Annotated in this window: 20 protein-coding genes; 11 read left to right on the top strand and 9 right to left on the bottom strand. The window is 45.3% G+C overall.

The annotated features are described in order from the left end of the window. Positions 1–284 precede the first annotated feature (284 nt). The 3 genes from MgSA37_RS06760 (at position 285) to MgSA37_RS06770 (ending at position 3,483) form a co-directional block, all read left to right on the top strand. On the top strand, positions 285–1,484 hold the full coding sequence (locus MgSA37_RS06760; protein WP_172885299.1) for a glycosyltransferase family 4 protein: 1,200 nt from the start codon (positions 285–287) through the stop codon (positions 1,482–1,484). 116 nt (positions 1,485–1,600) lie between these two features. Continuing rightward, the gene (gcvT, locus tag MgSA37_RS06765) at positions 1,601–2,680 is read left to right on the top strand and encodes a glycine cleavage system aminomethyltransferase GcvT (RefSeq protein WP_096350653.1); all 1,080 of its coding nucleotides are present in this window, start codon (positions 1,601–1,603) and stop codon (positions 2,678–2,680) included. An 89-nt stretch (positions 2,681–2,769) separates the two neighbouring features. Continuing rightward, positions 2,770–3,483, top strand: coding sequence for a 2-phosphosulfolactate phosphatase (locus MgSA37_RS06770; protein WP_096350655.1), 714 nt, complete (start codon positions 2,770–2,772; stop codon positions 3,481–3,483). A gap of 69 nt (positions 3,484–3,552) precedes the next feature. On the opposite strand, the gene MgSA37_RS06775 is transcribed toward MgSA37_RS06770, so the two are convergent. The 3 genes from MgSA37_RS06775 to dtd are packed head-to-tail and all read right to left on the bottom strand — an operon-like array spanning position 3,553 to position 5,222. After that, a complete protein-coding gene (locus tag MgSA37_RS06775; RefSeq protein WP_096350657.1) occupies positions 3,553–4,410 on the bottom strand; it encodes a DUF4349 domain-containing protein in 858 nt (285 codons plus the stop codon). Between the two features lie 4 nt (positions 4,411–4,414). Continuing rightward, positions 4,415–4,744, bottom strand: a complete 330-nt coding sequence (locus MgSA37_RS06780) for a nucleotide pyrophosphohydrolase (protein WP_096350659.1) — start codon at positions 4,742–4,744, stop codon at positions 4,415–4,417. A gap of 19 nt (positions 4,745–4,763) precedes the next feature. Next, positions 4,764–5,222: a D-aminoacyl-tRNA deacylase gene (gene dtd, locus MgSA37_RS06785; protein ID WP_096350661.1), complete on the bottom strand. Its 459-nt coding sequence runs from the start codon at positions 5,220–5,222 to the stop codon at positions 4,764–4,766. Between the two features lie 189 nt (positions 5,223–5,411). Here dtd and MgSA37_RS06790 point away from each other — a divergent pair, with 189 nt between their 5' ends. Then, positions 5,412–6,647, top strand: a complete 1,236-nt coding sequence (locus MgSA37_RS06790) for a cystathionine gamma-synthase family protein (protein ID WP_096350663.1) — start codon at positions 5,412–5,414, stop codon at positions 6,645–6,647. Positions 6,648–6,960: 313 nt separating this feature from the next. Then, positions 6,961–7,179: a hypothetical protein gene (locus tag MgSA37_RS06795; protein ID WP_197706099.1), complete on the top strand. Its 219-nt coding sequence runs from the start codon at positions 6,961–6,963 to the stop codon at positions 7,177–7,179. 48 nt (positions 7,180–7,227) lie between these two features. On the opposite strand, the gene rsgA is transcribed toward MgSA37_RS06795, so the two are convergent. Further along, positions 7,228–8,148: a ribosome small subunit-dependent GTPase A gene (gene rsgA, locus MgSA37_RS06800; protein WP_096350667.1), complete on the bottom strand. Its 921-nt coding sequence runs from the start codon at positions 8,146–8,148 to the stop codon at positions 7,228–7,230. A 219-nt stretch (positions 8,149–8,367) separates the two neighbouring features. On the opposite strand from rsgA, the gene MgSA37_RS06805 reads away from it, so the two are divergent. The 3 genes from MgSA37_RS06805 to MgSA37_RS06815 all read left to right on the top strand — a co-directional run bounded on the left by MgSA37_RS06805 (position 8,368) and on the right by MgSA37_RS06815 (position 11,479). Further along, the gene (locus MgSA37_RS06805; RefSeq protein ID WP_096350669.1) at positions 8,368–9,465 is read left to right on the top strand and encodes a hypothetical protein; all 1,098 of its coding nucleotides are present in this window, start codon (positions 8,368–8,370) and stop codon (positions 9,463–9,465) included. Between the two features lie 247 nt (positions 9,466–9,712). After that, on the top strand, positions 9,713–10,753 hold the full coding sequence (locus tag MgSA37_RS06810; protein WP_157750479.1) for a hypothetical protein: 1,041 nt from the start codon (positions 9,713–9,715) through the stop codon (positions 10,751–10,753). A 15-nt stretch (positions 10,754–10,768) separates the two neighbouring features. Beyond that, positions 10,769–11,479, top strand: coding sequence for a hypothetical protein (locus MgSA37_RS06815; protein ID WP_096350672.1), 711 nt, complete (start codon positions 10,769–10,771; stop codon positions 11,477–11,479). An 83-nt stretch (positions 11,480–11,562) separates the two neighbouring features. Here MgSA37_RS06815 and MgSA37_RS06820 read toward each other — a convergent pair whose 3' ends face one another. The 3 genes from MgSA37_RS06820 to MgSA37_RS06830 all read right to left on the bottom strand — a co-directional run bounded on the left by MgSA37_RS06820 (position 11,563) and on the right by MgSA37_RS06830 (position 15,143). Next, entirely contained in the window at positions 11,563–12,531 is a 969-nt protein-coding gene (locus MgSA37_RS06820; protein ID WP_096350674.1) for a transglutaminase family protein, read from the bottom strand. Between the two features lie 108 nt (positions 12,532–12,639). Next, positions 12,640–13,575, bottom strand: a complete 936-nt coding sequence (locus MgSA37_RS06825) for an alpha-E domain-containing protein (protein ID WP_096350676.1) — start codon at positions 13,573–13,575, stop codon at positions 12,640–12,642. 119 nt (positions 13,576–13,694) lie between these two features. Continuing rightward, positions 13,695–15,143, bottom strand: coding sequence for a circularly permuted type 2 ATP-grasp protein (locus MgSA37_RS06830; protein ID WP_096350678.1), 1,449 nt, complete (start codon positions 15,141–15,143; stop codon positions 13,695–13,697). Between the two features lie 444 nt (positions 15,144–15,587). On the opposite strand from MgSA37_RS06830, the gene MgSA37_RS06835 reads away from it, so the two are divergent. From MgSA37_RS06835 to MgSA37_RS06855, 3 genes are all read left to right on the top strand, one after another. Continuing rightward, positions 15,588–16,676: an alkene reductase gene (locus tag MgSA37_RS06835; protein WP_096350679.1), complete on the top strand. Its 1,089-nt coding sequence runs from the start codon at positions 15,588–15,590 to the stop codon at positions 16,674–16,676. Positions 16,677–17,456: 780 nt separating this feature from the next. Further along, positions 17,457–18,797: an FAD-binding protein gene (locus MgSA37_RS06850; RefSeq protein WP_096350684.1), complete on the top strand. Its 1,341-nt coding sequence runs from the start codon at positions 17,457–17,459 to the stop codon at positions 18,795–18,797. A 149-nt stretch (positions 18,798–18,946) separates the two neighbouring features. Further along, entirely contained in the window at positions 18,947–19,552 is a 606-nt protein-coding gene (locus MgSA37_RS06855) for an HAD family hydrolase (RefSeq protein ID WP_096350685.1), read from the top strand. Positions 19,553–19,618: 66 nt separating this feature from the next. Here MgSA37_RS06855 and MgSA37_RS06860 read toward each other — a convergent pair whose 3' ends face one another. Both MgSA37_RS06860 and MgSA37_RS06865 read right to left on the bottom strand, forming a co-directional pair. Next, complete coding sequence (locus MgSA37_RS06860; protein WP_096350687.1) at positions 19,619–20,509, bottom strand: flavin reductase; 891 nt, start codon at positions 20,507–20,509, stop codon at positions 19,619–19,621. 167 nt (positions 20,510–20,676) lie between these two features. Further along, positions 20,677–21,675, bottom strand: a complete 999-nt coding sequence (locus tag MgSA37_RS06865; protein ID WP_096350689.1) for a fumarylacetoacetate hydrolase family protein — start codon at positions 21,673–21,675, stop codon at positions 20,677–20,679. Positions 21,676–22,132 lie beyond the last annotated feature (457 nt).

The following is a 22,132-nucleotide window of genomic DNA, read 5'->3' on the forward strand; positions in this document are numbered from 1 at the left end:
AGCCAAGAACCAAGAGGCAGGAAAGACCGATTAACCACACAAATATGTAAAAAGAATTTGCAGAGTCAGGTTTGCCCCAATATTTTATTGCCGCCCAATTTTGTTTTTTATCTTGATTCCTGGCTCTTGACTCCCGGTTCTTTCCCCCAGTAACTAACAAGTGTTAAAAGTAAACAGTTCCTTTGCTTTTTTAATGTAATTATTTTGCACAAAACGGGGCAACGGGTGTTGTTAAATAGGGTGATTGCCTCAAATTATTATTTTTGCTCAAAACCTTACAGGCATTGAAGATACTTTTTTTAACCCATCGTGTACCTTTTCCGCAAAACGGCGGTTACCCCATTGTAGTTTGCAATACCATCAGGGGCCTGGTTAGCCTTGGGCACGAAGTTTCGCTGGTGGCGTTGAACGCGAAAAAGACCCACCATCAGCATAACGACGATGACAAGGACCTGTTATCCAAAATAAAATACAGGGCTTTTGATATCAATATTAACGTATCGGTATTTGATGTTGCGGTAAATTTGTTCAGCAAAACGTCGTTTAATATCGACCGATATTATGATGTAGGCTTTGAAAGGCTGTTAATAGCCGAGCTAAAAAAAACCAATTACGATATTATACAGTTTGAAGGCTTGCTGGTTTCGCTTTATATGACGGCGGTACGCAAAAATTCAAAAGCAAAACTAATTTACCGTTTGCATAACGTTGAAAGCCAGATCTGGCACCGGCTTGCGCAGCAAAAGAGCGATCCCTTTAAAAAATCGTACCTTAAAATGCATGCCAAGCGGATAAAAAACTACGAGCTGCAGCAATTAAATAATTTTGACGCGATAGCGGTTTTTACCGCCCAGGATAAAAGTACTTTGCTTGAATATGGTACAAAGATCCCGATACAGGTATTGCATTTGGGGATAAACCTTGATCATTATAAACCTGATTTTAGTAAAACCGAATTCCCGAGCCTGTTTTTTTTAGGATCGCTGGACTGGCTGCCCAACCGCGAGGGGATTGAATGGTTCCTGGAAAACTTTAAGCAGGAACTTACCGAAGGCGACCTGCGCGTAAAGTTTTATGTGGCTGGTAACGATATCCCCGAGCGTTTTGATGACTACGAGGTGATGGGCAAAATATTTATACAAGGTGAGGTAGATGACGCCCTTGAGTTTGTGAACAGCAAATCGATCATGATTGTGCCGTTGTTATCGGGCGGCGGTATGCGGGTGAAGATTGTTGAAGGGATGGCCATGCAAAAATGCATTATCTCTACATCATTGGGGGCCGAAGGGATCAACTTCAGGAACGGTGAAGATATATTGATAGCCAACGACCAGGATGAGTTTTATGAAGCAATAAAACGCTGCATCGCTGATGAAGAATACTGCAAAAGTGTAGGATTGAAAGCCCGCAAGCTGATTGAAGCAGAACACGACGTGAACAAGGTTACCCAAAAACTTGTTGAGTTTTATCAGAAAATGATTTGAACCTTTTGAGGTATTGAATCGGATTTTCCGGATAAATCAAAAACTCAAAAATTAAAAAATCCTTCAAATCTGTTAAATCGATAAATCGTGTTAATTTTGCGGCCTAATATTTTGCAATGAAGAATACCGCGTTAACAGATGTCCACATAAAAGCAGGCGCCAAAATGGTGCCCTTTGCAGGTTATAATATGCCCGTGCAATACGCAGGCATTAACGTTGAACATGAAACCGTCCGTAAAGGCGTGGGTGTGTTTGATGTGAGCCATATGGGCGAATTTATTTTAAAGGGCGATCATGCGCTTGATCTGATCCAGCAGGTGACCAGTAACGATGCCGCTAAATTATACGATGGCAAAGTACAATACTCCTGCCTGCCAAATAAAGATGGCGGTATAGTTGACGACCTTTTGGTTTACCGCATCGACCCAAAAACATATATGCTGGTGGTTAACGCATCCAACATTGATAAAGATTGGGACTGGATCAGCAGTTTTAATACTTACGGCGTGGATATGAAAAACATATCTGACCGTACTTCCTTATTAGCCATCCAGGGCCCGAAAGCTGCCGAAGCTTTGCAAAGCCTTACCGATATCGACCTGGCCTCAATGGAATATTATACCTTTAAAAAAGGCAAATTTGCCGGGGTTGATAATGTGCTGGTTTCCGCAACCGGTTATACAGGTGCGGGTGGCTTCGAGATCTATTTTGAAAACCAATACGCGGAAGCCATCTGGGACGCCATTTTTAAAGCAGGCGAACCATTCGGTATAAAACCTATCGGCCTGGGCGCACGTGATACGCTGCGTCTTGAAATGGGCTTTTGCCTTTATGGTAATGATATCGACGATACCACTTCGCCATTGGAGGCCGGTTTGGGCTGGGTAACCAAATTTACCAAGGAATTTACCAACTCCGCAGCATTGCAGAAGCAAAAAGAAGAGGGCGTAAAACGCAAACTGGTAGGTTTTGAAATGATTGATAGAGGGATCGCCCGCCATGATTACCCAATTGTTGATGCCGAAGGTAACGTGATAGGTAAAGTAACTTCAGGTACGCAATCGCCCAGCCTGCAAAAAGCGATCGGCATGGGCTATGTAAAAACGGAGTTTGCCAAAGAAGGTACTGAGATTTTTATCAGCATCAGGGATAATAAAATAAAAGCCAAGGTGGTAAAACCGCCGTTCAACAAGTAGTTTATTGGTTCACTTGTTCATTAGTTCATTGGTATTTAAAAGCGGACTGGTGATGAAGCGAACCAATGAACTAATGAGCCAATGAACTAATGAACCAATTAAACGTCTGCCTTTCCCCGGCGCTGATCCCGCTTTATAATGTTGAGGATCATATTGTAGTGATCATTGATATTTTCAGGGCCACATCATCTATCTGTTATGGTATTGAAAATGGTGCTGAAGCAATCATCCCGGTATCATTGGTGGAAGAATGTGCCGCCTATCGCGAAAAAGGCCTGGATTATTTGCTCGCTGCCGAACGTGACGGCAAGGTAGTTGAAGGGTTCGATTTTGGCAATTCGCCATTCTCCTACACCAAAGAAAAAGTGGCCGGCAAAACGGTTGTGTTAACTACTACCAACGGTACGCATGCTTTGCATCTTAGCCGCGCTGCCAAAAAAATCGTGATCGGTTCATTTTTGAACCTGACATCCATGTGCGACTGGTTGAAACTGCAAAACGACAATATTTTACTGGTATGTGCCGGCTGGAAAAATAATTTCAACCTGGAAGATACCCTGTTTGCAGGCGCCGTTGTGGAGCAATTAAAAACAGGCGATTTTAAACCGGATGATGCCGCCATTGCCGCCAACGACCTTTACCAGTTAGGCAAACACGACCTGAATGAATACCTCAAAAAAACCTCTCACAGTGAACGCCTTAAAAAACTAGGCATCGAAAAGGATATTGAATTTTGTTTGCAGGTTGATTTGATTACGGCGATTCCGGTTTTGGATGGCGAAATGTTAGTTAAGTTGCAGTAGCATTAATTGGCGACAGTTATAAAGCCGCCGTTCAACTGCCACTTTCAACTGCTACCGCCACTCATTTAATCACTTAACTACTGCGGCAGTTTTTTTTAGCGGGTGTTTTTTAAGCCAGGCTTTGCTGATAAAATAAAATATAACCCCAATTAACCATAACGGCCAAACAGCTAAACAGCCAAAAAAGAACGCGCCCAAATCGGCCCAGCCGCTTGAAATTGCGTTGATGAACTTTGAACCGAAAGTGCGGTCATCATTTTTTACGATTTGTTTGGTATAAAAGGTGATATCCAGTGAACTGTATTCCACCTGTTTTGTTAAATAATTAAGCTGTGCCTGGGTTGAATCGATAGAGGTTTCTATCTCCGAAATTTTATTTTCAATTTGCAGCAGGTCAGACATTTTATTACCCTTTTTTAACAGATCGACATAGCGGTCTTCCAGTTTCTTTTTATTGACGAGGTGGGTGGTGATGTCAATATATTCGCTGGTGACATCCCTTGCACGGATATTTTTCGAATCAATTCTCGTTGCCTTTGAAGAAACATTGTTTAAAAACAGATCGAAATTCTTCTCAGGGATCCGGATCTTCAAAAGGCATTCATTCCGGGTATTGACGCTGTCGTTCGATTCAACTTCTCCGGCGATATATCCGTCCAATTTTTGTACCGAATTATAAATGGCTTTGCGTGTCCCGGCAATATTTTTCGTTTCAAAACTGATTTCCCCCTCTTTTATGATCTTGCGGCTAACTGTCTCCTGAACTGGTCCCTGTGCAACTGCTTTATCCTGATTAACGTCGTAATTCCTTTCAGCCGGGGCCCTTAAGGCCATATTCATTACTTTTACCTTTTCTTTTCCCTCGTTCGCATTGTTGCAACCTGCAACGGTTATCATGAGGGCAGCAGCATAGACCAGCTTTTTCATATTTTTATGGTTTGAGTTTCTCGTTATTCCGATGCCGGTCTGCGTCACGGATACTTTTTTTCTCCATGTTCTTTACCAGCGCATCGGTCAGATCCACACCGGTTTGGTTGGCCAGGCAAATCAGTACAAACAGCACATCGGCCATTTCATCCGCCAGGTTAACTTCCGTATCCGATTTTTTGAATGATTGCTCGCCATATTGCCTTGCCATAATGCGGGCCACCTCGCCAACTTCTTCCATTAAAATGGCAGTGTTGGTCAGTTCATTAAAATACCGGATACCCATCGTGTTTATCCATTTATCTACAAGATGCTGCGCTTCGCTGATTTCCATAAGGTTGTTTAAAATAAATTTAGTGATTGTCTTTATCGCGGGTATCCATGATGATGGTTACCGGCCCATCATTTACCAAACTGATCTTCATATCGGCCCCAAAAATGCCCGTAGCTATTTTTTTGCCGGTTAGTTCTTCCAAAACCTGAATCATCTTTTCATAAAGCGGGATAGCTTTATCTGGCCTGGCGGCCCTGATGAACGATGGCCGGTTTCCCTTTTTGGTTTGGGCGAAGAGGGTGAACTGTGAGATCAAAAGGATACCGCCATCAATATCTGCCAGTGCTTTATTCATCAGCCCGTTCTCGTCGCCAAAAACGCGGAGGTTGGAGGTTTTTTGTGCCAGCCATTGCAGGTCCTCTTCAGTATCGGCATCTTCAATGCCCAGTAACACTAAAAACCCGGTAGCTATGGCGCCTGTTATTTTGTTTTCAACTGTGCAACTGGCTTCTGAAACACGCTGTATTACTGCTCGCATAAGGGGTAGTTGATTATGTTGATTAAGTGGGTGGTTGATTGAGTTGATTATCGCGTTAAGCCCCAAACTTAATCAACTTTATTCAACCTGATCATCAAATCAGGTAACGAATTTTAAATTTTATCAAGATTTCCTGCCTATTTCAGTAAGTTCGCACTTTGAATTGTTTTCCGATATAAATAGTACAAGATGGCTCATAAAAAGGGTTTCACTACCACGATATTACATTCCGACCGTTTGGGCAAACCCGAACACGGTGCGCTGCACAAACCGATCCATACCTCCGTTACCTTCGGTTATGATGATGTGCAGGACCTGGTGGATATTTTCCAGAATAAGAAAAAAGGATACGCTTACAGCCGCCAGGGCAGCCCTACAGCTTCCGCGCTGGAAACAAAAATAACCGCCATGGAAAATGGCATGGCTACCATCACCTTTTCTACAGGGATGGCAGCTATTACGTCGACCATCCTGGCGCTGATCAAAAAAGGGGATCATATTGTGGCCAGTTCATACTTATTTGGCAATACCCGCAGTGTGTTCCAGTCGTTTATTGATTTGGGGCTCGATTTTACATTTGTAGATGCTACCTCAATTGAAGAGGTGAAAAAAGCGGTACAACCCAATACGCGCCTGCTTTTTGTTGAAACCATAGCTAACCCGGCCACGCAAATTGCCGATCTGGAAAAAATAGGCGATCTGTGCGCCGAAAAAGGCATCATTTACATGGTGGATAATACCATGACCTCGCCGTACCTGTTCAATCCCAAAAAAGTAAAGGCAAGCCTGGTAATGAACTCGTTGACCAAATACATCGGCGGCCACGGCAATGCCCTTGGTGGCAGTGTAACTGATACCGGCCTGTTTAACTGGGAGAACTACCCGAATATATTCCCCGGTTTTAAAACGCAGGTAAAACCCGAGGTGTTTGGCATCACCCAGATCCGGAAAAAGGGGTTAAGGGATGCCGGTGGTACACTTTCTCCTGAAGCGGCACATTCTATCTCTGTAGGGTCCGAAACGCTGGCATTACGCTTGGAAAGGGCCTGTAATAACGCTTTTGCGCTGGCAACCTTTTTTGAAGGGCACCCGATGATCAAAAAAGTATTTTACCCGGGGCTTCAATCGCACCCGCAGCATAAATTGGCCAGCCGCCTGTTTTTAAAATACGGCGGCCTGATGAGCATCGAGCTGGATGAAAGTATTGATTGCTTCGAATTTTTAAATAAACTGAAACTGGTTGTAAAGTCAAGTAACCTTGGCGACACCCGCACCCTCGCCATACCCGTAGCACATACCATATTTAATGAACTTGGCCGCGAAAAACGCGCCGAAATGGGCATATCCGAATCGATGATCAGGTTATCTATCGGCATTGAAGACCTGGATGATCTGCTGCACGATTTTAAAGTGGCGTTGGGGTAGAGGACCGGTAAATTGCGTTTAAAAGAGAATGTCCCGTTAGGGACTACCTATTTGTAGTATACGATTATTCAACAGGCACTTGCCCCGTCAGGGGTTACCCCTTTGCGAATAGGTAACCCCTGACGGGGTAATATTTTGTTGTGATTTCTTTTTCTACAAATAGGTAGTCCGCCAATTGGCGGAGCATAAATAGTGTATTAATTTCCTATCGCATAGGTTGATTTAAGCTTTGAATATTTAAAAGTGATTCTCTGGTGGGAAGGGCGGCGTTTAGTTTTAGAATGACAATTATGTATTTTCGTGGTACAAAAGGGTGAAAAGTATGGTAACTATCGGCTCAACATTGGAGGACATTATGAAACTGGATGATGCATCCAGAGAAATGTTGCTGGAGATATTACAAAAAAGACAAATTGAAGCCCGCAGGGATGACATCGCCCGCAACGCAAAAATATCATTCAAAGAATATCATTCTGGGAAAACTACTCCTGTCACTGCGGACGAAGCAATAAAAAAGCTGGAGGCGCTTTAAACACGAATGCTGTATAATCCGAAATCGAACATCCGACTTCCGAAATCCTCACGCCCTGGTATCATTTCCATGATAAATGCTCAGATAACTTTCATAGCGCGATAGTTCTATTTCTCCGTTTTCCAAAGCTTTTAGTACAGCGCAGCCGGGTTCGTTAATGTGGCGGCAGTTGTGGAAGCGGCACTGGTGCATGCGGTCGCGCATTTCGGGGAAGAAGTGGCTTAGTTCCTGTTTTTCAATGTCGATGACACCCAGTTCGCGGATGCCGGGAGTATCAATAATAAAGCCGCCTTCGGGCAGTTCAAACATTTCGGCAAAGGTGGTAGTGTGCATGCCCTTGTCGCTCCAGTCGGATACCTGGTGTGTGCGCAGGTCGAGGTCGGGGAGGAGGGCATTGATCAAACTTGATTTACCCACACCCGAATGGCCCGAAAATAGCGTCACCTTACCTTTTAACAGTTCTTTTACCTGGTTGATATTGGTGCCTTCCAGCGCCGAAACTTCGTAACAGGGGTAGCCGATATTTTCGTAAATGGATTTATAATCTGCCAATACCTCAAGTCCCTCATCGCTGAACAGGTCGAGTTTATTAAATACCAGTTTGGCGGGGATGCTGTATGCTTCGGCAGTAACCAAAAAACGGTCGATAAAGCCCAATGAAGTGCGAGGCGAGGCGAGGGTAACTACCAGCAGGGCCTGGTCCAGGTTGGCGGCGATGATCTGCCCCTGTTTGCTCAAATTGATTGATTTGCGGATGATATAATTTTTGCGGGGGTGCAGGTTAACTATCACGCCGGTATCCTGATCGGGTTCCATTTCAAAATCCACCACATCACCCACGGCCAGCGGGTTGGTGGTGGTAATGCCTTTGGTACGGAAGATCCCCTTGATCCGGCATTCCGTCCGTTGGCCATCGTTTGTAAGCACACTGTACCAGCTTCCGGTTGATTTAATGATAAGTCCCTGCATAGTGGCGGTAAAGGTATTAAATTTAGTAAAGTGTACTGTTATCCGCTGATAGTAAACCCGCGGGAACGTGTCCCCGTTATATTATAATAATTCTATTACATTTGTTTACCATTTGACCTGATTTGTGCTAAATATTTGATTTTCAGTTTTTTTTTATCACGTGTAGCATTGTGATGTTTCCAAGCGTAATGCTTTTTAATAAACTTAAATTCACCAATAATGAAAGCTAAATCCTTAATCCTTATCATGGGCTGCATGATTATATGCTTAGCCGCCTGTAAAAAAACGCAGCTTGTGCATCCTGCTGTTAAAACAGCAACCGTTACTGACACCACTACCGATGTGTATGTTGCCGGTTACGTGGTGGCCCAAAACGGAAACAGCGTGGCGGCGTATTGGAAAAATGGTGTGCTAACGCGGTTAACAACAGATAGCGTAAATATTTCAGTGGCTTACGGTATTGCGGTACAGGGCAGCGATGTTTATGTAGCGGGCCTGGCCCCGGGAGATTCTTCAGGTACCCGTGGGGTATTATGGAAAAATGGTGTGCCTCAAATGCTTTATTACGGAACAGATTATTCGCAGGCCAGTTGCGTTACTGTGCAGGGGAGCGATGTATACGTTGGTGGTTTAGTTGCCGGCTCAGGTAGTAACCTGGATTCGGCCATATACTGGAAAAATGGGGTAGGGCATTTATTGCCTTCGCCTATGAGGGGCTCCTACCTTACTGCCATCACCTTAAATGGCTCGGATGTTTATATGGCCGGGGAAACCAACGCTGGTGATTATGCCCACATCCGGGGCACCTATTGGAAAAACGGCGCGTCGCCGGTAACCGTTCAGCCTGCCGATACCTCTTTATCCTCTTTTGCATTTGCCATCGCCTCATCCGGGTCGGAAGTTGACGTGGCCGGAAGCGCCAAAGGCTATATGGCAACCTACTGGAAAAACGGCACGCCTACGCAGTTGGGCAATGCGGCAATAAATGGGAGTTATAATTATGGCATTGCCACCAGCGGTTCGGATGTGTATGTAGTTGGTGCCACTACCCATAACAATTTAAATGTGGCCACTTTATGGAAAAATAATGTGCCAACTTACCTTACGTCCGTAGCTCCCTTACACAGTATGGCAAAGGCCATTGCTTTGAATGGCCCCGATGTGTACATAGCCGGCTCCACATTCGACAATATTTTTAACAATAATACCAACGCTTATTACTGGAAAAACGGTACTGCTGTTAAACTCAGCGCTGCGGGTTCAAAAGGCGGTTGGGCCAACGCAATTGTCGTGGTATCTAACATCAGGGTTCTATAGCCGGGCTGCAATGCCCTGTACCGGAAGAATGGGCATGTTGCACGGGCTTTAATAAACTCATGGGTGATAGATTAAAAAAGAGGTCAGGACATTTAAGGTGAGCCCGATCTTTTTGCTTATCTGTCCGTCAATATTTTTTAATTTTAATCGCTATAAAAATAAAACCCATTATAACGTCGTATTTAAATATCTTTATAAACCAACAATAAACCAGGCGGCTTTCGCCCGATCAATAAATTTAAATGCGTTGAAAATTTCTCAAATACCCCTGCTTGTTATATTTTGCCTGTTATTAACAGCCTGCAAAAAAAGCATACCTGTTAAACCAACTGTCTTTGACAGCTCAAACGCCGATATTTATGTGGTTGGGGAAACCCAGTTGCCAAATGGCAAAGTTATGGGTACCCTATGGAAAAACGGTGTAGCCAGGCTGCTCACTGACACTTCAGTTCAGTCTTTCGCCAATGATATTGCCGTTAACGGTAGTGATGTTTACGTAACGGGAGCAATTCTCCATGCTAATCATTACGTTCAGGCCGTTTATTGGAAAAATGGTATGCCTAACTTACTTTCGGACACCACAGGTGATTATGATGCAAATTCAATTTCCATCAACGGAACAAACGTTTATATAACGATAAACGAGCATTTTGTAAACGGTACTTATATAGCGCGGCATTGGGTCAATAAAGCCCCGGGCCTGGTAGTTGACAGCAGCCAGTTTTATTATGAAACTGCAATGATGGCAAACAATGCTGATGTCTATTTGGTCGGTTTCAATTTAAAAAAAATGGGTGATACCAGCGCTTTTAATATTTCGTACTCAAAAAATGGCATTATAACGAAACTTCAGCAGGGATCATTCCCTTCGGACGCGGTGGTGAACGGCGACGATCTTTATATAGCAGGAACAATTTATGCTGCCAGCGCTTATTATAGTACGGCGGCGTATTGGAAAAACGGGGTTAAAGTTAACCTTACTGATGGTAAAAGTACCGCTTACGCCTTTGCTATTGCAGTAAGCGGAGCGGATGTTTATACTGCCGGTGGTATCAATGCTAATCCCGGGCCGTCAACTATCCCGGTGGCCGTTTATTGGAAAAATACAACGGTTGTGCCGCTTCGGGGCAGTTCGGACCCTAACGGAGCAGGAGGTATTGCTGTATCCGGCACAGATGTTTATGTCACCGGCGCCATTAGCGGATGCCCCGGCTATTGGAAAAATGGCGTCCCGGTAATATTGGGTAGCGAAGGCTATGCTTCGCGCATTGTGGTGGTGCCGCATTAATTAATATGTTATTATATGAAAACTATTTTTATAGCTTTTTTGACAGTTTCTGTTTTTCTAAGCCTTACAAGTTCAAGTCAGCCTAAAAAAGGAGATGTAATCCAGTTTGATATTTCCCCTGTTTTGAACGCAAGCCCTATAACTACATTTTTAGACAACAGTTTAGTCGGCTGGACGATCGGCATTGATGGCGGGGGGCAGGCTGATGGTTATTGCACAAAATCAGCTGCGCTGTTTAACAAACAGGATACCGCCCATGCGCTCCCGGATGACGCGCTGTTCCCCGCAAATCATTTCCATCCCGCAATACAACTTCATTATTCAAGCGAATATAGCACTGACAACCAGGCGTGCAGTATGGCGGGAATTAGTACCGCCCAATTTTCGGTTCCAAAGGCAAAATACAAAGCTATTTTCCTGGCGCTGACCAGTGCCGAAGGTTCCTCGGCGCTTAAAATTACTTTAATTTATACCGATGGCAGCATAGTTAAGAATGTCCTGTTGCCCGATTATTACCAGGACATCCCGTTAAACGATAAAAACTTTTGTTACCTGGCGCATAACTTGGCTAAATGGGGTCCCGACAACCAAATGACTGAGAAAGATCACCATAATATCGACCTGCTTAAATTGATTCCCGACCCCAAAAGAAAACTCAAAGGGATAAAGATCAGCAAAGGGAAAAAAGGATACCTGGTTTTTTGGGCAGCGGCAGGCTTGAAGTGAGCCGATAGACCATACTCCATGGTCCATGGATGTTTTTCAATCCGATCAACTTAATCCAACTCAATCCAACTCAATCAACTTACTCACTGCTGTTGTTGTTGTTGCATGATCTCCATATAACGCTGATAGCTGTTTTTAGGCGTTTCGGAAATGATGTTGGTGATATGCGCTTCGTTGATCTGGATGTCGGAATTGCTTAATACATTTTCATCGTCTACCGATACCGCAACCTCCAGTTTATGGTTTGATGACCCTTTGTATACGCCTTTAACAGGCGAACAATCTGAAAAATTACGGCCAACGGCCAGGCGCACATGAGTTTCGTTAGCGATGCAGTTATTGGTAGGGTCGATACCGAGCCAGCCATAGTCCGGGATATACGCTTCGGCCCAGGCATGGGTAGCGCCAATACCCCGTAAACCTGTACTCTTGCTGGTGCAGATATAGCCACTTACATAACGGGCAGGGATATGCACCATGCGCAGCATTTCCATCAGGATGTGCGCAAAATCCTGGCACACGCCGGCTTTTAACTTCCAAATTTCGTCCAGCGTGGTATCAACAGTAGTTACGCCCTTTATATATTCAAAGTTTTGATAAACATACTCGCAAAAGCGTAATACTACCTGGTAGGGTGCGTATTCGTTTAGTTTCTCATGGTTAACAATTGCGCGCAATTCATCCAGCCCGACAAAATATTCCTGTTTTAAAAAATCAATATACGGTACTACAAACTGCAACCGTTTCAGGTCCTCCCATTGCTGGTCGGGGAAAATATCGTTAACCGGCAGTTCGCGGTGTTTGGTTGCCACCCATATTTTTGAATTGATGATGAGTGCCATATGCGGTTCACTATAGGTAAAACTGCCTACTTCGTTGCCATAATAATCAATATGGGTATCCACATGCGGGTTTCCGGTGATGGTAAGTTCCTGTTTGATTACTTCCTGGTATGCGTCCTTAATCGGAAACAGGATGATCTGGTTGGCACTGTCGCGTACGGGGCTTTCGTAAATATATCGGGTGATGTGTTGGATCTCAAATTCGGGCATTTCTTTAGATGTGAATTAGTGAGTTAGTGAATTATTGATTTTTGATCGGGGATTTCACCGATTAATTCCTCTTTCGGACTTTTCCGACTTTCCGGACTTTCGGACTTCCTATGAATTTGCAAAATAATGTTCATTAAGCGAATTACCTATTCCATAAAGTTCTTTCCTTATCTGCGTTAAAAACAGGTGCAGGCCTTCTTCTTCGATGGTGCGTACCGAACTGTATTTGATGCGGCTTTGCAGGCGGCCTATCTGGAACGACATTTCGCGGTAATCCTCAAGGTTGCTGTCGTCTTTCAGCCTGTCAAAATAACGCTGGATATTATTTACCGAATAGATCACCGACCGCGGGAAATCATTATTTAAAACCACTTGTTCCAATATGTTTGACGATTCAAAACCTTCGCGGTAAGTTTTAAGGTACAGCTCATAACCACCCAGTGATTGCAGCAGGTGTTTCCAGTAACTGGTATCGGTCAACAGGTCGGGATTGTCATCAATGGAGCCGAATTTAGTATCGAGGATATCCACTGATTGAATCGCCCGCTCCAAATATTTGCCAATATTCATAAAGCTGCGGCCTTCACCCCGCTCCATGGTAATCTCCGCGGTACCGTAGTAAAGCATTACCTGTTTAATCAATACATCCAGCGTGCCTATAGGGTCCTCGCGCTGCAAGGCCCGCTCCAGCCGGGGTTCTTTCACCGTGTGGTAATACTCGTTTAAGCATTGCCAGAGATCTTTCGGGATATGCTCTTGTACACCTCTTGCATTTTCGCGGGCAAGGGTGATGATATTTACAATAGAATTCGGATTATCCTTACCGATCACCATATATTTTAATACGGCACGGCTGTTGTTTTCCAGTTTCTCTGTCTCTTCCTCGCCTGATCCGGCAAAGATCCTGATCACCGGCTCCCAGGTAAATTCCTGCATTGCATCCTGCGATGAGGCATAATTAATTTTGAGCATACGCAACATGCCGTCGCTACGCTCAATGTAACGGCTTAACCAATAAAAACTTGCGGCTACTCTACTTAACATTAGTTGAATTACGATTTATGAATTACGATTTACGATTTTTTATTTCGGATTTCGGAATTTCGATTTCGGATTTTATGTTTTATTTTGGATTTTGTTTACTGCAAACTGCACACTGCACACTAAGCTAATACCCACGTATCCTTACTGCCGCCACCCTGCGAGCTGTTTACCACAAGGGAGCCTTCTTTCAGCGCTACGCGCGTTAATCCGCCCGGCACGATCTCGATCCCCGAAGGGCCATACAAGGCATAGGGCCTAAGGTCGACACGGCGCGGTTTTAGTTCGCCCTGCATGTAGCAGGGCGCGGCCGACAGGCTGATAGTTGGCTGCGCAATAAAGTTGCGCGGGTCTTTTAATACCTCCAGTTTATAATCTTCAATCTCCTTTTCGGTGGCCGCATGGCCCATCAGCATCCCATACCCGCCGCTGCCATTGGTTTTTTTGATCACCATGTTATTGATGTTTTTAAACACCAACGCCCTTTCGTCCGGGTTGCCCAGCTGGTGGGTGGGTACGTTTTTCAGAATCGGTTCTTCGTTCAGGTAATAGCGGATCATATCCGGTACGTATACATAAACTGCTTTATCATCGGCTACGCCGGTACCTATCGCATTAACAATGGCCACATTCCCTTTACGGTAAGCGCCCATCAGGCCGGCTACACCCAGCATACTGCCGGGGTTAAATACCAGCGGATCAAGATATTCATCGTCCACCCGGCGATAGATCACATCCACCTGTTGCAGGCCGGTGGTTGTTTTCATATAAACCTTATGGTTGTTCACCACCAGGTCGCGGCCCTCCACCAATTCAACGCCCATCAGGCGGGCAAGGGTAGTGTGCTCAAAATAGGCTGAATTATAAATACCCGGCGTTAACAGTACAATGGTAGGGTTATTGATCTGCCGCGGCGACAAAGCCAGCAGGTTTTTATATAAAATGGTTGGATACCCGGTTACGCTGCGAACGTTGCATTTAGGCAGCAGATCGGGGAAGAGGCGTTTGGTGATCTCCCGGTTCTCCAGCATATAACTTACACCCGAAGGAGTGCGCAGGTTATCCTCCAAAACATAAAAAGTACCATCATGATCGCGGATCAGGTCGATGCCCGAAATGTGTACATAAATATCATAGGGCACCTGCAGCTGGTACATTTCGCGCAGGAAATGCGGGCAGGAGTAAATAATGTCTATCGGTACAATGCCATCCTTAATAATGAACTGGTTGTTGTAAACATCCTTTAAAAAAAGGTTAAGCGCGGTAAGGCGTTGTTTAATGCCTTTCTCTACAAATGCCCATTCATCGCCGGTAATGATACGGGGGATGATGTCAAAAGGAAAGATCTTTTCGATTCCCTCGCCGCTGTTATAAACGGTGAAGGTAATGCCCTGGCTCATAAACAGCCGCTTGGCCAATTCTTCCTTTTTGTTAAGGTCATCCGCCGATTCTCCGGAAATATACTCAATTACCTTGCGGTAATGGTCGCGAACGAGCGCATTTTGCCCGTACATTTCGTCCCAAACCCCGCTAATAGGGCTGTATTTATCAAAATAAGCTGATTCCTGCATAAATAATTGTATAAAATAAACCAGTTACTTTTAAAAATCGTAATTTATGAAGTGTTTTTGTATAAAAACGAATAAATCACTAAAAAAATTAATAAAATTTTAATTTTAATTGCAAATTAAGATAAATATTATAAATATTTCGATAAAAGATAATTGATTGATGGCGATCTGTGGTTGTAAACTGAAAATTTTATAAAAAAAATATTAAATAACCCCTGGAAATTATGTTAGCTGTTTTTTGAGCCAGTAATGTGGTTGTTGAATCAGACAGGTAAGGCTTATATTCAAAAAAAGCGCCTTATAGTCTTTTCAAAAACAAGCCATTTATTTATAATGTTTTTGAATATCTTTCATACGTCTGTCATATTTAAAAGTCAACCGGGTTTACTAAATTATTTGTTATACTTTTACTACCGCAAACACTAAAATTACAAACAGAAAAATATGGAAGCCTACAAATTATTCACCCCAACAAAAGTGGGGAGTATAGCAGTAAAAAACCGCATCGTTATGTCGCCGATGACCCGTTGCCGCGCCATCGGCAATGTGCCAAACGACCTGATGGCCGAATACTATGGCCAGCGCGCCGGCGCCGGATTGATCATTACCGAAGGTACATCCCCTTCGCCAAACGGTTTGGGTTATGCCCGCATCCCCGGTATTTTTAGCCAGGAACAAGTGGAAGGATGGAAAAAAGTAACCTCGGCCGTGCATGCTAAAGGCGGCAAGATCGTTATCCAGTTTATGCACTCAGGCCGTATCGGTCACCCCGCAAATTTGCCCGAAGGAGCAGTACTGCTTGGTCCCTCAGCTGTAAAAGCAGCCGGCCAGATGTGGACCGACAGCCAGCAAATGCAGGACATGGGTACGCCAAAAGCGATGACCGCCGAAGAAATAGTATCCACCAAAGCTGAGTTTGTTGCCGCCGCCAAAAACGCTATCGAAGCTGGTTTCGACGGTGTTGAACTGCATGGCGCGAACGGTTACTTGTTAGAGCAATTCCTGTCGCCATTCAGCAATGTGCGTGAAGATAATTATGGTGGCAGTATCGAAAACCGCGCCCGGTTTGTAGTTGAAGTAGCAACCGAAGTAGCCGCAGCCATCGGCGCGGATAAAACAGGCATCCGTTTGTCGCCTTACGGTGTGGCCAGCGATATGCCGCATTACCCCGAGATCGACGCTACTTACCAGTACCTGGCAAGGCAGCTCAATAATATCGGCATCGCTTATATCCACGTGGTAGATCATTCAGCAATGGGTGCGCCTGCAGTGCCTTTGGCTATTAAACAAACTATCCGCCATACTTTCACCAATACCATTATCCTGGCCGGTGGCTATGACCTTGCGCACGCTGAAGCCGACTTGCAAAGCGGGTTGGGTGATATGATAGGGTTTGGTCGTCCGTTTATTAATAATCCCGATTTGGTTGAACGTTTTGAAGCCGAAAAACCATTATCTGCTGATTTAAAAATGGATTTGTTTTATTCGGCTGATGAAAAAGGGTATACCGATTACCCGGTATACAGTGATTAATTAGTTTTAAGTGACTAAAATAGGGAAAAGGGTTAGCCGGATGGCTGGCCCTTTTTTATTCGCTCGATTGCCGCAGGGGGGGCTTTGTGCGCATGGCCCTTGTTCCTCAACTTAGCAGGATCTTTCCCTCTTAGCCGCTGCCCGCTCATGGCCGCGGGGGCCTAGTTACTTTTGTCTTGGCAAAAGTAACCAAAACCGTGTCAGCAGATAGGCTTCTTTGCCGCCAAGGCCTTTGGCGCGCAAAGCCGGAAAAACTGCCGGGGCTGCAATCTTTTTGCGGGGCTACCCTGTCGCTTTATTACCCTGTAATGCAAAAATTTGCTATGCCCCAACCCACTTCACAGGCCGGCAGTTTTTCCGGCTTTCTCCCGAAGCTTATCTGCTGACCTGGGACACAATCCTGTGATTTTTTCATTTCAGGATAAAGGAAGTGTTTAGAATTTAACCAAAATCAAAAGCGGGCAAAGGCCTGACAGAAAAGCGGGCCGGGGAGTCTGGCCTGCAGCGCTGAAGCTTTTTTCTGTCTTGATCTTTTGGTTACTTTTGGATCAAGCCAAAAGTAACAGCCCCCGCGGCAATTGAGCGGGCAGCGGTTAAGAGTGAATAAAAAAATGCTCATAGTAAAATAAACAGCCCCCCTGCGGCGAGCGGTCAGCGGTTCAGAAAAAACCAAAAATGCTCAAAGTACTATTAACCCTGCTAACCACCCCGCAGCAGTAAGAAAATTGCTTCGAAATTTCCCCCAAAATATCCCTACCTTGTTACAACCAATAACAACCCATGAAGAGAAAAACATTTATCAAATTAAGCGGCACCTTTATGGCAGCACCTTTAATATCCCCCTACTACTCCTTCGCGCAGCAGGACAGGCTAAAAAACTGGGCCGGCAACCTTACCTACAGCACCGGTAACGTATTTTACCCCACTACCGTGGCCGAAGTACAGCAACTGGTAAAAGCGCATACCAAAATAAAGGCTCTCGGCACCCGGCATTGCTTCAACACCATTGCCGACAGCCGCGACAACCTGCTCTCTACCAGTAAAATGAACCAGGTGGTGTCCCTTAACACTGCCGAAAATACAGTAACCGTTGAGGCCGGTATTAAATATGGCGAACTGGCCCCTTACCTGCACCAAAAGGGCTATGCCCTGCACAACCTGGCCTCGCTGCCGCATATTTCGGTGGGGGGCTCCATTACTACGGCTACGCATGGGTCGGGGATCAGGAACGGGAATTTGAGCAGCGCAGTAACCGGGCTGGAACTGGTGATCGCCGATGGCAGCATCGTACACTTCAGCAAAGCCGCCGATCGCGAAAAGCTGAACGCCGCCGTGGTGGGCCTGGGCGCCTTGGGCATTATTACCAAGGTTACTTTGGCCATACAACCCACCTTTATGGTGAGCCAGCGCGTATTTACCGGCCTGCCCATGGCACAGGTGAAGGAGAATTTTGAAAAGATCATGTCCGCCGGGTATAGCGTGAGTTTGTTTTACGACTGGCAAACCGACCTCATTAACGAAGTCTGGATAAAGAGCCGCATCGGTACCGACACCCTGCCCGATCAGCCCGAATTCTACGGCGCCAAAGCCGCCACCAAAAACCTGCACCCCATTATCGCTCTCGGCGCCGAAAACTGTACCGAACAGATGGGCGTGCCCGGCCCCTGGTTTGAGCGGCTGCCGCACTTTAAAATGGGCTTTACCCCCAGCAGCGGTAAAGAACTGCAGGCCGAATATTTTGTGCCCCTGCACCACGCCGTAGCAGCTATTGAAGCCGTTGCCAAACTGGGCAAACAAATAGGCCCTCATTTATTTATCACCGAGATCCGCACCATTGCGGCCGACGACCTGTGGATGAGCCCCTGCCGCCACCAAACCTCGGTAACCATCCATTTTACCTGGAAGCAGGAAACCGAAGCCGTACTGGCACTGCTGCCGCAGATTGAACAGGCCCTGGCCCCTTTTAATCCCCGACCGCACTGGGGCAAAGTTTTTACCCTGGCGCCCAAAATTCTGGAGGCCCGCTACCCCAAATTGCACGACTTTAAAAAGCTGGTAGCCGCTTTTGATCCGCACGGCAAGTTCAGGAACGGGTTTTTGGAGAGGAATATTTATGGGTAAGGTAATTACCAGGGGGATGGGATAACGGGTTGTTTGTTTGCCGTTCGTTCTGTTATGGATAGTAGGTGCAATTGGATCAACACGAAGTAATCTTCCCGTTGGGGTACCGGCAGGTTCCCGCTTTCCTCTTTTTACTATATTTGCCCCCTATGATCAACACCATCATCTTCGACCTTGGCGCGGTACTAATTGACTGGAACCCGGATTACCTTTACCGTAAGATTTTTGCAGATGAGGAAGAAATGAAAAACTTCCTGACCAACGTGACAAGTTCTGATTGGAACGAGGAACAGGATGCAGGCCGCCCCTTGCAGGAAGGAACTGATATACTGGTAAAACAGTTTCCGGAGCATGAGGGTAATATCCGGGCGTTTTATTCCCGCTGGGATGAAATGCTGGGCGATCCCTTACATGGCACCGTGGAGATCTTTAAACAGCTTAAACAAAGCAACCGCTATAAAATATACGCCCTTACCAACTGGTCGGCAGAGACGTTTCCGGTGGCGCAGGCGCGGTATGACTTTTTAAACTGGTTTGATGGCATCGTGGTATCAGGTACCGAGAAGATGCGTAAGCCCACGCCTGCATTTTACCAAATACTAATCGACCGTTACCAGGTAAAACCAGAAGAAGCTTTATTTATTGACGACAATTACCGCAATATTTTAGCGGCCGAAAAGATGGGCATCAAATCGATCCACTTTACATCGGCAGAAGAGTTGAAACACAACCTGCAGGAATTAGAATTGTTGTAATGTTGTAAGGTTGTAAAGTTGAAATGTTTTATCAGCTTAATCAAAAAAATCAACTCAATCAATGGTTCAGACAATCAATAACACTTTCCAGGCCTCCGCTACCCTGCCGGCATCCAGTAACTCTTTGGCCTTAAAATGCAGCTGCACTTCGCGGGTTTGGCTATCGCCGATGGTAGCATCCAGCAGTTCCTTAATTTCGGGCGATTGGGCATAAGCGTCAATCTCTTCATCATTTGGCAATACTTCCACATTACCCAACTGGCCGAGGTTATTGCCGGATAATATTTTTGAATTGCGGACAGCAAATGGAATAGCATCAACCCCAATACCTATGTTTTTATTGGGTTTGGCTACTATAAATAGATTATCGGGGGTTACGCGGCAATACCAGTCGCCACCCAGGCGGGCCACATGCTGCATTTTTAGCTGGTCGATATTGTTATTGGAATCCAGCACGGCTTCGTTAATGTGCATCAGCTTAATTTCGGCAATTACCAGGTTACCTGCGCCTGCGCCATCGCCCAAACTAATAATATCCTTCACCACACACTCCAGTTGCACCGGCGATTCAGCAACCCTGGGCGGTTTTACCAGCTCAGACGGCAGCATGGTAAAGCCTGCTTTAATAAACTCATTCACCCCTTTTTCGTACTCAACACTTGCTAATGATACCTGCTGAACCATATCATAATTTACGATGTTGATGGTACATTCAGGCACTTCGCGCAGATTTTCCAGCGTATGCTTGGTGGTATTATCCCGCACCCTGCGCGATGGCGAAAACACACAAACGGGCGGGTTTACACTAAACAAATTAAAATAACTGAACGGGCTCAGGTTGATATTGCCTTCTCTATCCACAGTTGACGCAAAACATATCGGCCTCGGGCCAATGGCGGTGTTCAGGTAGCTTTGAATTTGAACCGGCGAAAGATCGGATAGTTTTATAGTTAACATGATATTATCCCTACGCGCTGTTGCGAGGAACGAAGCAATCTCTACACAGGACATTCAACTACACAAATGCGCAGTAATTTACGGCATGCGGTTGATAGGCTACGATTAACTCCATCTATTGATCAGCATGTGTAGAGATTGCTTCGTTCCTCGCAATGAGCGACTTTTTATTTTTTCTTCAAACCTAAAATTGAAAAATCGCTTTTAGCTTTTTTAATGATATTGCCCAGCATACCCAAACCGGTTACTTCCATCTCTACCAGGTCGCCGTCTTTTAGCCATTGGGGTTGATAATTGGGGTCGCTGAGCAGGCCGGTGCCGTTAAGCTCGAGGAAGCAGCCGGTACCTACTGTTCCGGAGCCTATTACGTCACCTGGCAGTACATCGCAGCCGTAAGCCGCGCGTTCAATAATTTCGGCAAAGGTCCAGTCCATATCAGCCATATTGCCTTTTGATACGTCTATACCGTTTACTGCACACTTCATTTCCAGATTATAGGCATTACCGGTATGCCCGGCTTTTGGCGCTGTTTTGTATTTTTCCAACTCGTCCGGTGTTACCAGCCATGGGCCTATCACGGTACTAAAATCCTTGCCTTTTGCCGGGCCCAGGTTCAGCAGCATTTCTTCCATTTGCAGGGTGCGGGCGCTCATATCATTCATGATCATATAGCCTGCAATAAGGCTATCGGCATCCACCGCCTTAATGTTACGGGCCTTTTTATTCAATACCACAGCTACTTCCAGCTCAAAATCAAGTTTTTCGAAATGATCAGGCATACACTCAATTTCGCCGATGCCCTGTATGGCGTTATGGTTGGTGAAATAAAAAATAGGGTATTGGTCGAACTCCGGGATCATTGGCGCTTTGCGGTTTCGGCGGGCCGATTCCACATGCTGCCTGAAAGCGTAGCCGTCACGGCACGAGGTGGGGTGCGGCACGGGCGCCAGCATCTCAAAAAACAATTCTTCCTTAGCCTCCAGCTTGCCCGAAGCGATGGCCTCATTAATACGGTGCGCGCGTTCCATCAGCTCATCCCCTCCCCATAAAAACTCATTCATATTATCGGGGAGCAGCTTATCGCAGGAGTTAAGGTTATAAATATGGCCTTTTACGTAAACACCCAAATGCTCACGGTCTTCGGTTTTGTAGGATACTAATTTCATGGGTTTGTATTATTGGTTTTTCAAACTTATGTTTTTTTTAGTTGATTTATTGTTGAAAGGTTGTAATGTTGGAAAGTTGTAACGTTATTTTTGGGTTAGTTGTTGAAAAGTTGTAATGTTGGAAAGTTGTAATGTTGTTTTTATGGCTCCAGCCGACTGAAGCTACTTTCGGACTTCCTGACTTTCCCGACTTTCGGACTCCCCAACCCAATCAACCACTCACTCAATTAACCTAATCAACTCAATCAACCTCCCCTTGCAATTAACATATAATACAACTACCTTTGCTTATCCAATTTATGAGCATACAAAAGCATTTTCTATTTTCCCTGGGCCTCACTTCCATGAGTGATGCTTCTTCTTTCAGGGATGCTGTGCTCGCTAAGATCGTTTTGGCGCAATACTAATTTGTTGAAGACAGTTGAAAGGTTGTAATGTTGGAAGGTTGTAATGTTAA

This window comes from Mucilaginibacter gotjawali (assembly GCF_002355435.1).
Classification (GTDB): Bacteria; Bacteroidota; Bacteroidia; order Sphingobacteriales; family Sphingobacteriaceae; genus Mucilaginibacter; species Mucilaginibacter gotjawali.

Excerpts from the sequence above, each read along its gene's own strand:
- MgSA37_RS06835 (WP_096350679.1), top strand. The coding sequence starts at position 15,588 with ATGGAAGCCTACAAATTATTCACCCCAACAAAAGTGGGGAGTATAGCA.
- MgSA37_RS06815 (WP_096350672.1), top strand. The coding sequence starts at position 10,769 with ATGAAAACTATTTTTATAGCTTTTTTGACAGTTTCTGTTTTTCTAAGC.
- MgSA37_RS06860 (WP_096350687.1), bottom strand. The coding sequence starts at position 20,509 with ATGTTAACTATAAAACTATCCGATCTTTCGCCGGTTCAAATTCAAAGC.
- gcvT (WP_096350653.1), top strand. The coding sequence starts at position 1,601 with ATGAAGAATACCGCGTTAACAGATGTCCACATAAAAGCAGGCGCCAAA.
- MgSA37_RS06865 (WP_096350689.1), bottom strand. The coding sequence starts at position 21,675 with ATGAAATTAGTATCCTACAAAACCGAAGACCGTGAGCATTTGGGTGTT.
- MgSA37_RS06850 (WP_096350684.1), top strand. The coding sequence starts at position 17,457 with ATGAAGAGAAAAACATTTATCAAATTAAGCGGCACCTTTATGGCAGCA.
- MgSA37_RS06830 (WP_096350678.1), bottom strand. The coding sequence starts at position 15,143 with ATGCAGGAATCAGCTTATTTTGATAAATACAGCCCTATTAGCGGGGTT.
- MgSA37_RS06825 (WP_096350676.1), bottom strand. The coding sequence starts at position 13,575 with ATGTTAAGTAGAGTAGCCGCAAGTTTTTATTGGTTAAGCCGTTACATT.
- rsgA (WP_096350667.1), bottom strand. The coding sequence starts at position 8,148 with ATGCAGGGACTTATCATTAAATCAACCGGAAGCTGGTACAGTGTGCTT.
- MgSA37_RS06780 (WP_096350659.1), bottom strand. The coding sequence starts at position 4,744 with ATGGAAATCAGCGAAGCGCAGCATCTTGTAGATAAATGGATAAACACG.
- dtd (WP_096350661.1), bottom strand. The coding sequence starts at position 5,222 with ATGCGAGCAGTAATACAGCGTGTTTCAGAAGCCAGTTGCACAGTTGAA.
- MgSA37_RS06775 (WP_096350657.1), bottom strand. The coding sequence starts at position 4,410 with ATGAAAAAGCTGGTCTATGCTGCTGCCCTCATGATAACCGTTGCAGGT.
- MgSA37_RS06790 (WP_096350663.1), top strand. The coding sequence starts at position 5,412 with ATGGCTCATAAAAAGGGTTTCACTACCACGATATTACATTCCGACCGT.
- MgSA37_RS06820 (WP_096350674.1), bottom strand. The coding sequence starts at position 12,531 with ATGCCCGAATTTGAGATCCAACACATCACCCGATATATTTACGAAAGC.
- MgSA37_RS06805 (WP_096350669.1), top strand. The coding sequence starts at position 8,368 with ATGAAAGCTAAATCCTTAATCCTTATCATGGGCTGCATGATTATATGC.
- MgSA37_RS06770 (WP_096350655.1), top strand. The coding sequence starts at position 2,770 with ATGAACCAATTAAACGTCTGCCTTTCCCCGGCGCTGATCCCGCTTTAT.
- MgSA37_RS06855 (WP_096350685.1), top strand. The coding sequence starts at position 18,947 with ATGATCAACACCATCATCTTCGACCTTGGCGCGGTACTAATTGACTGG.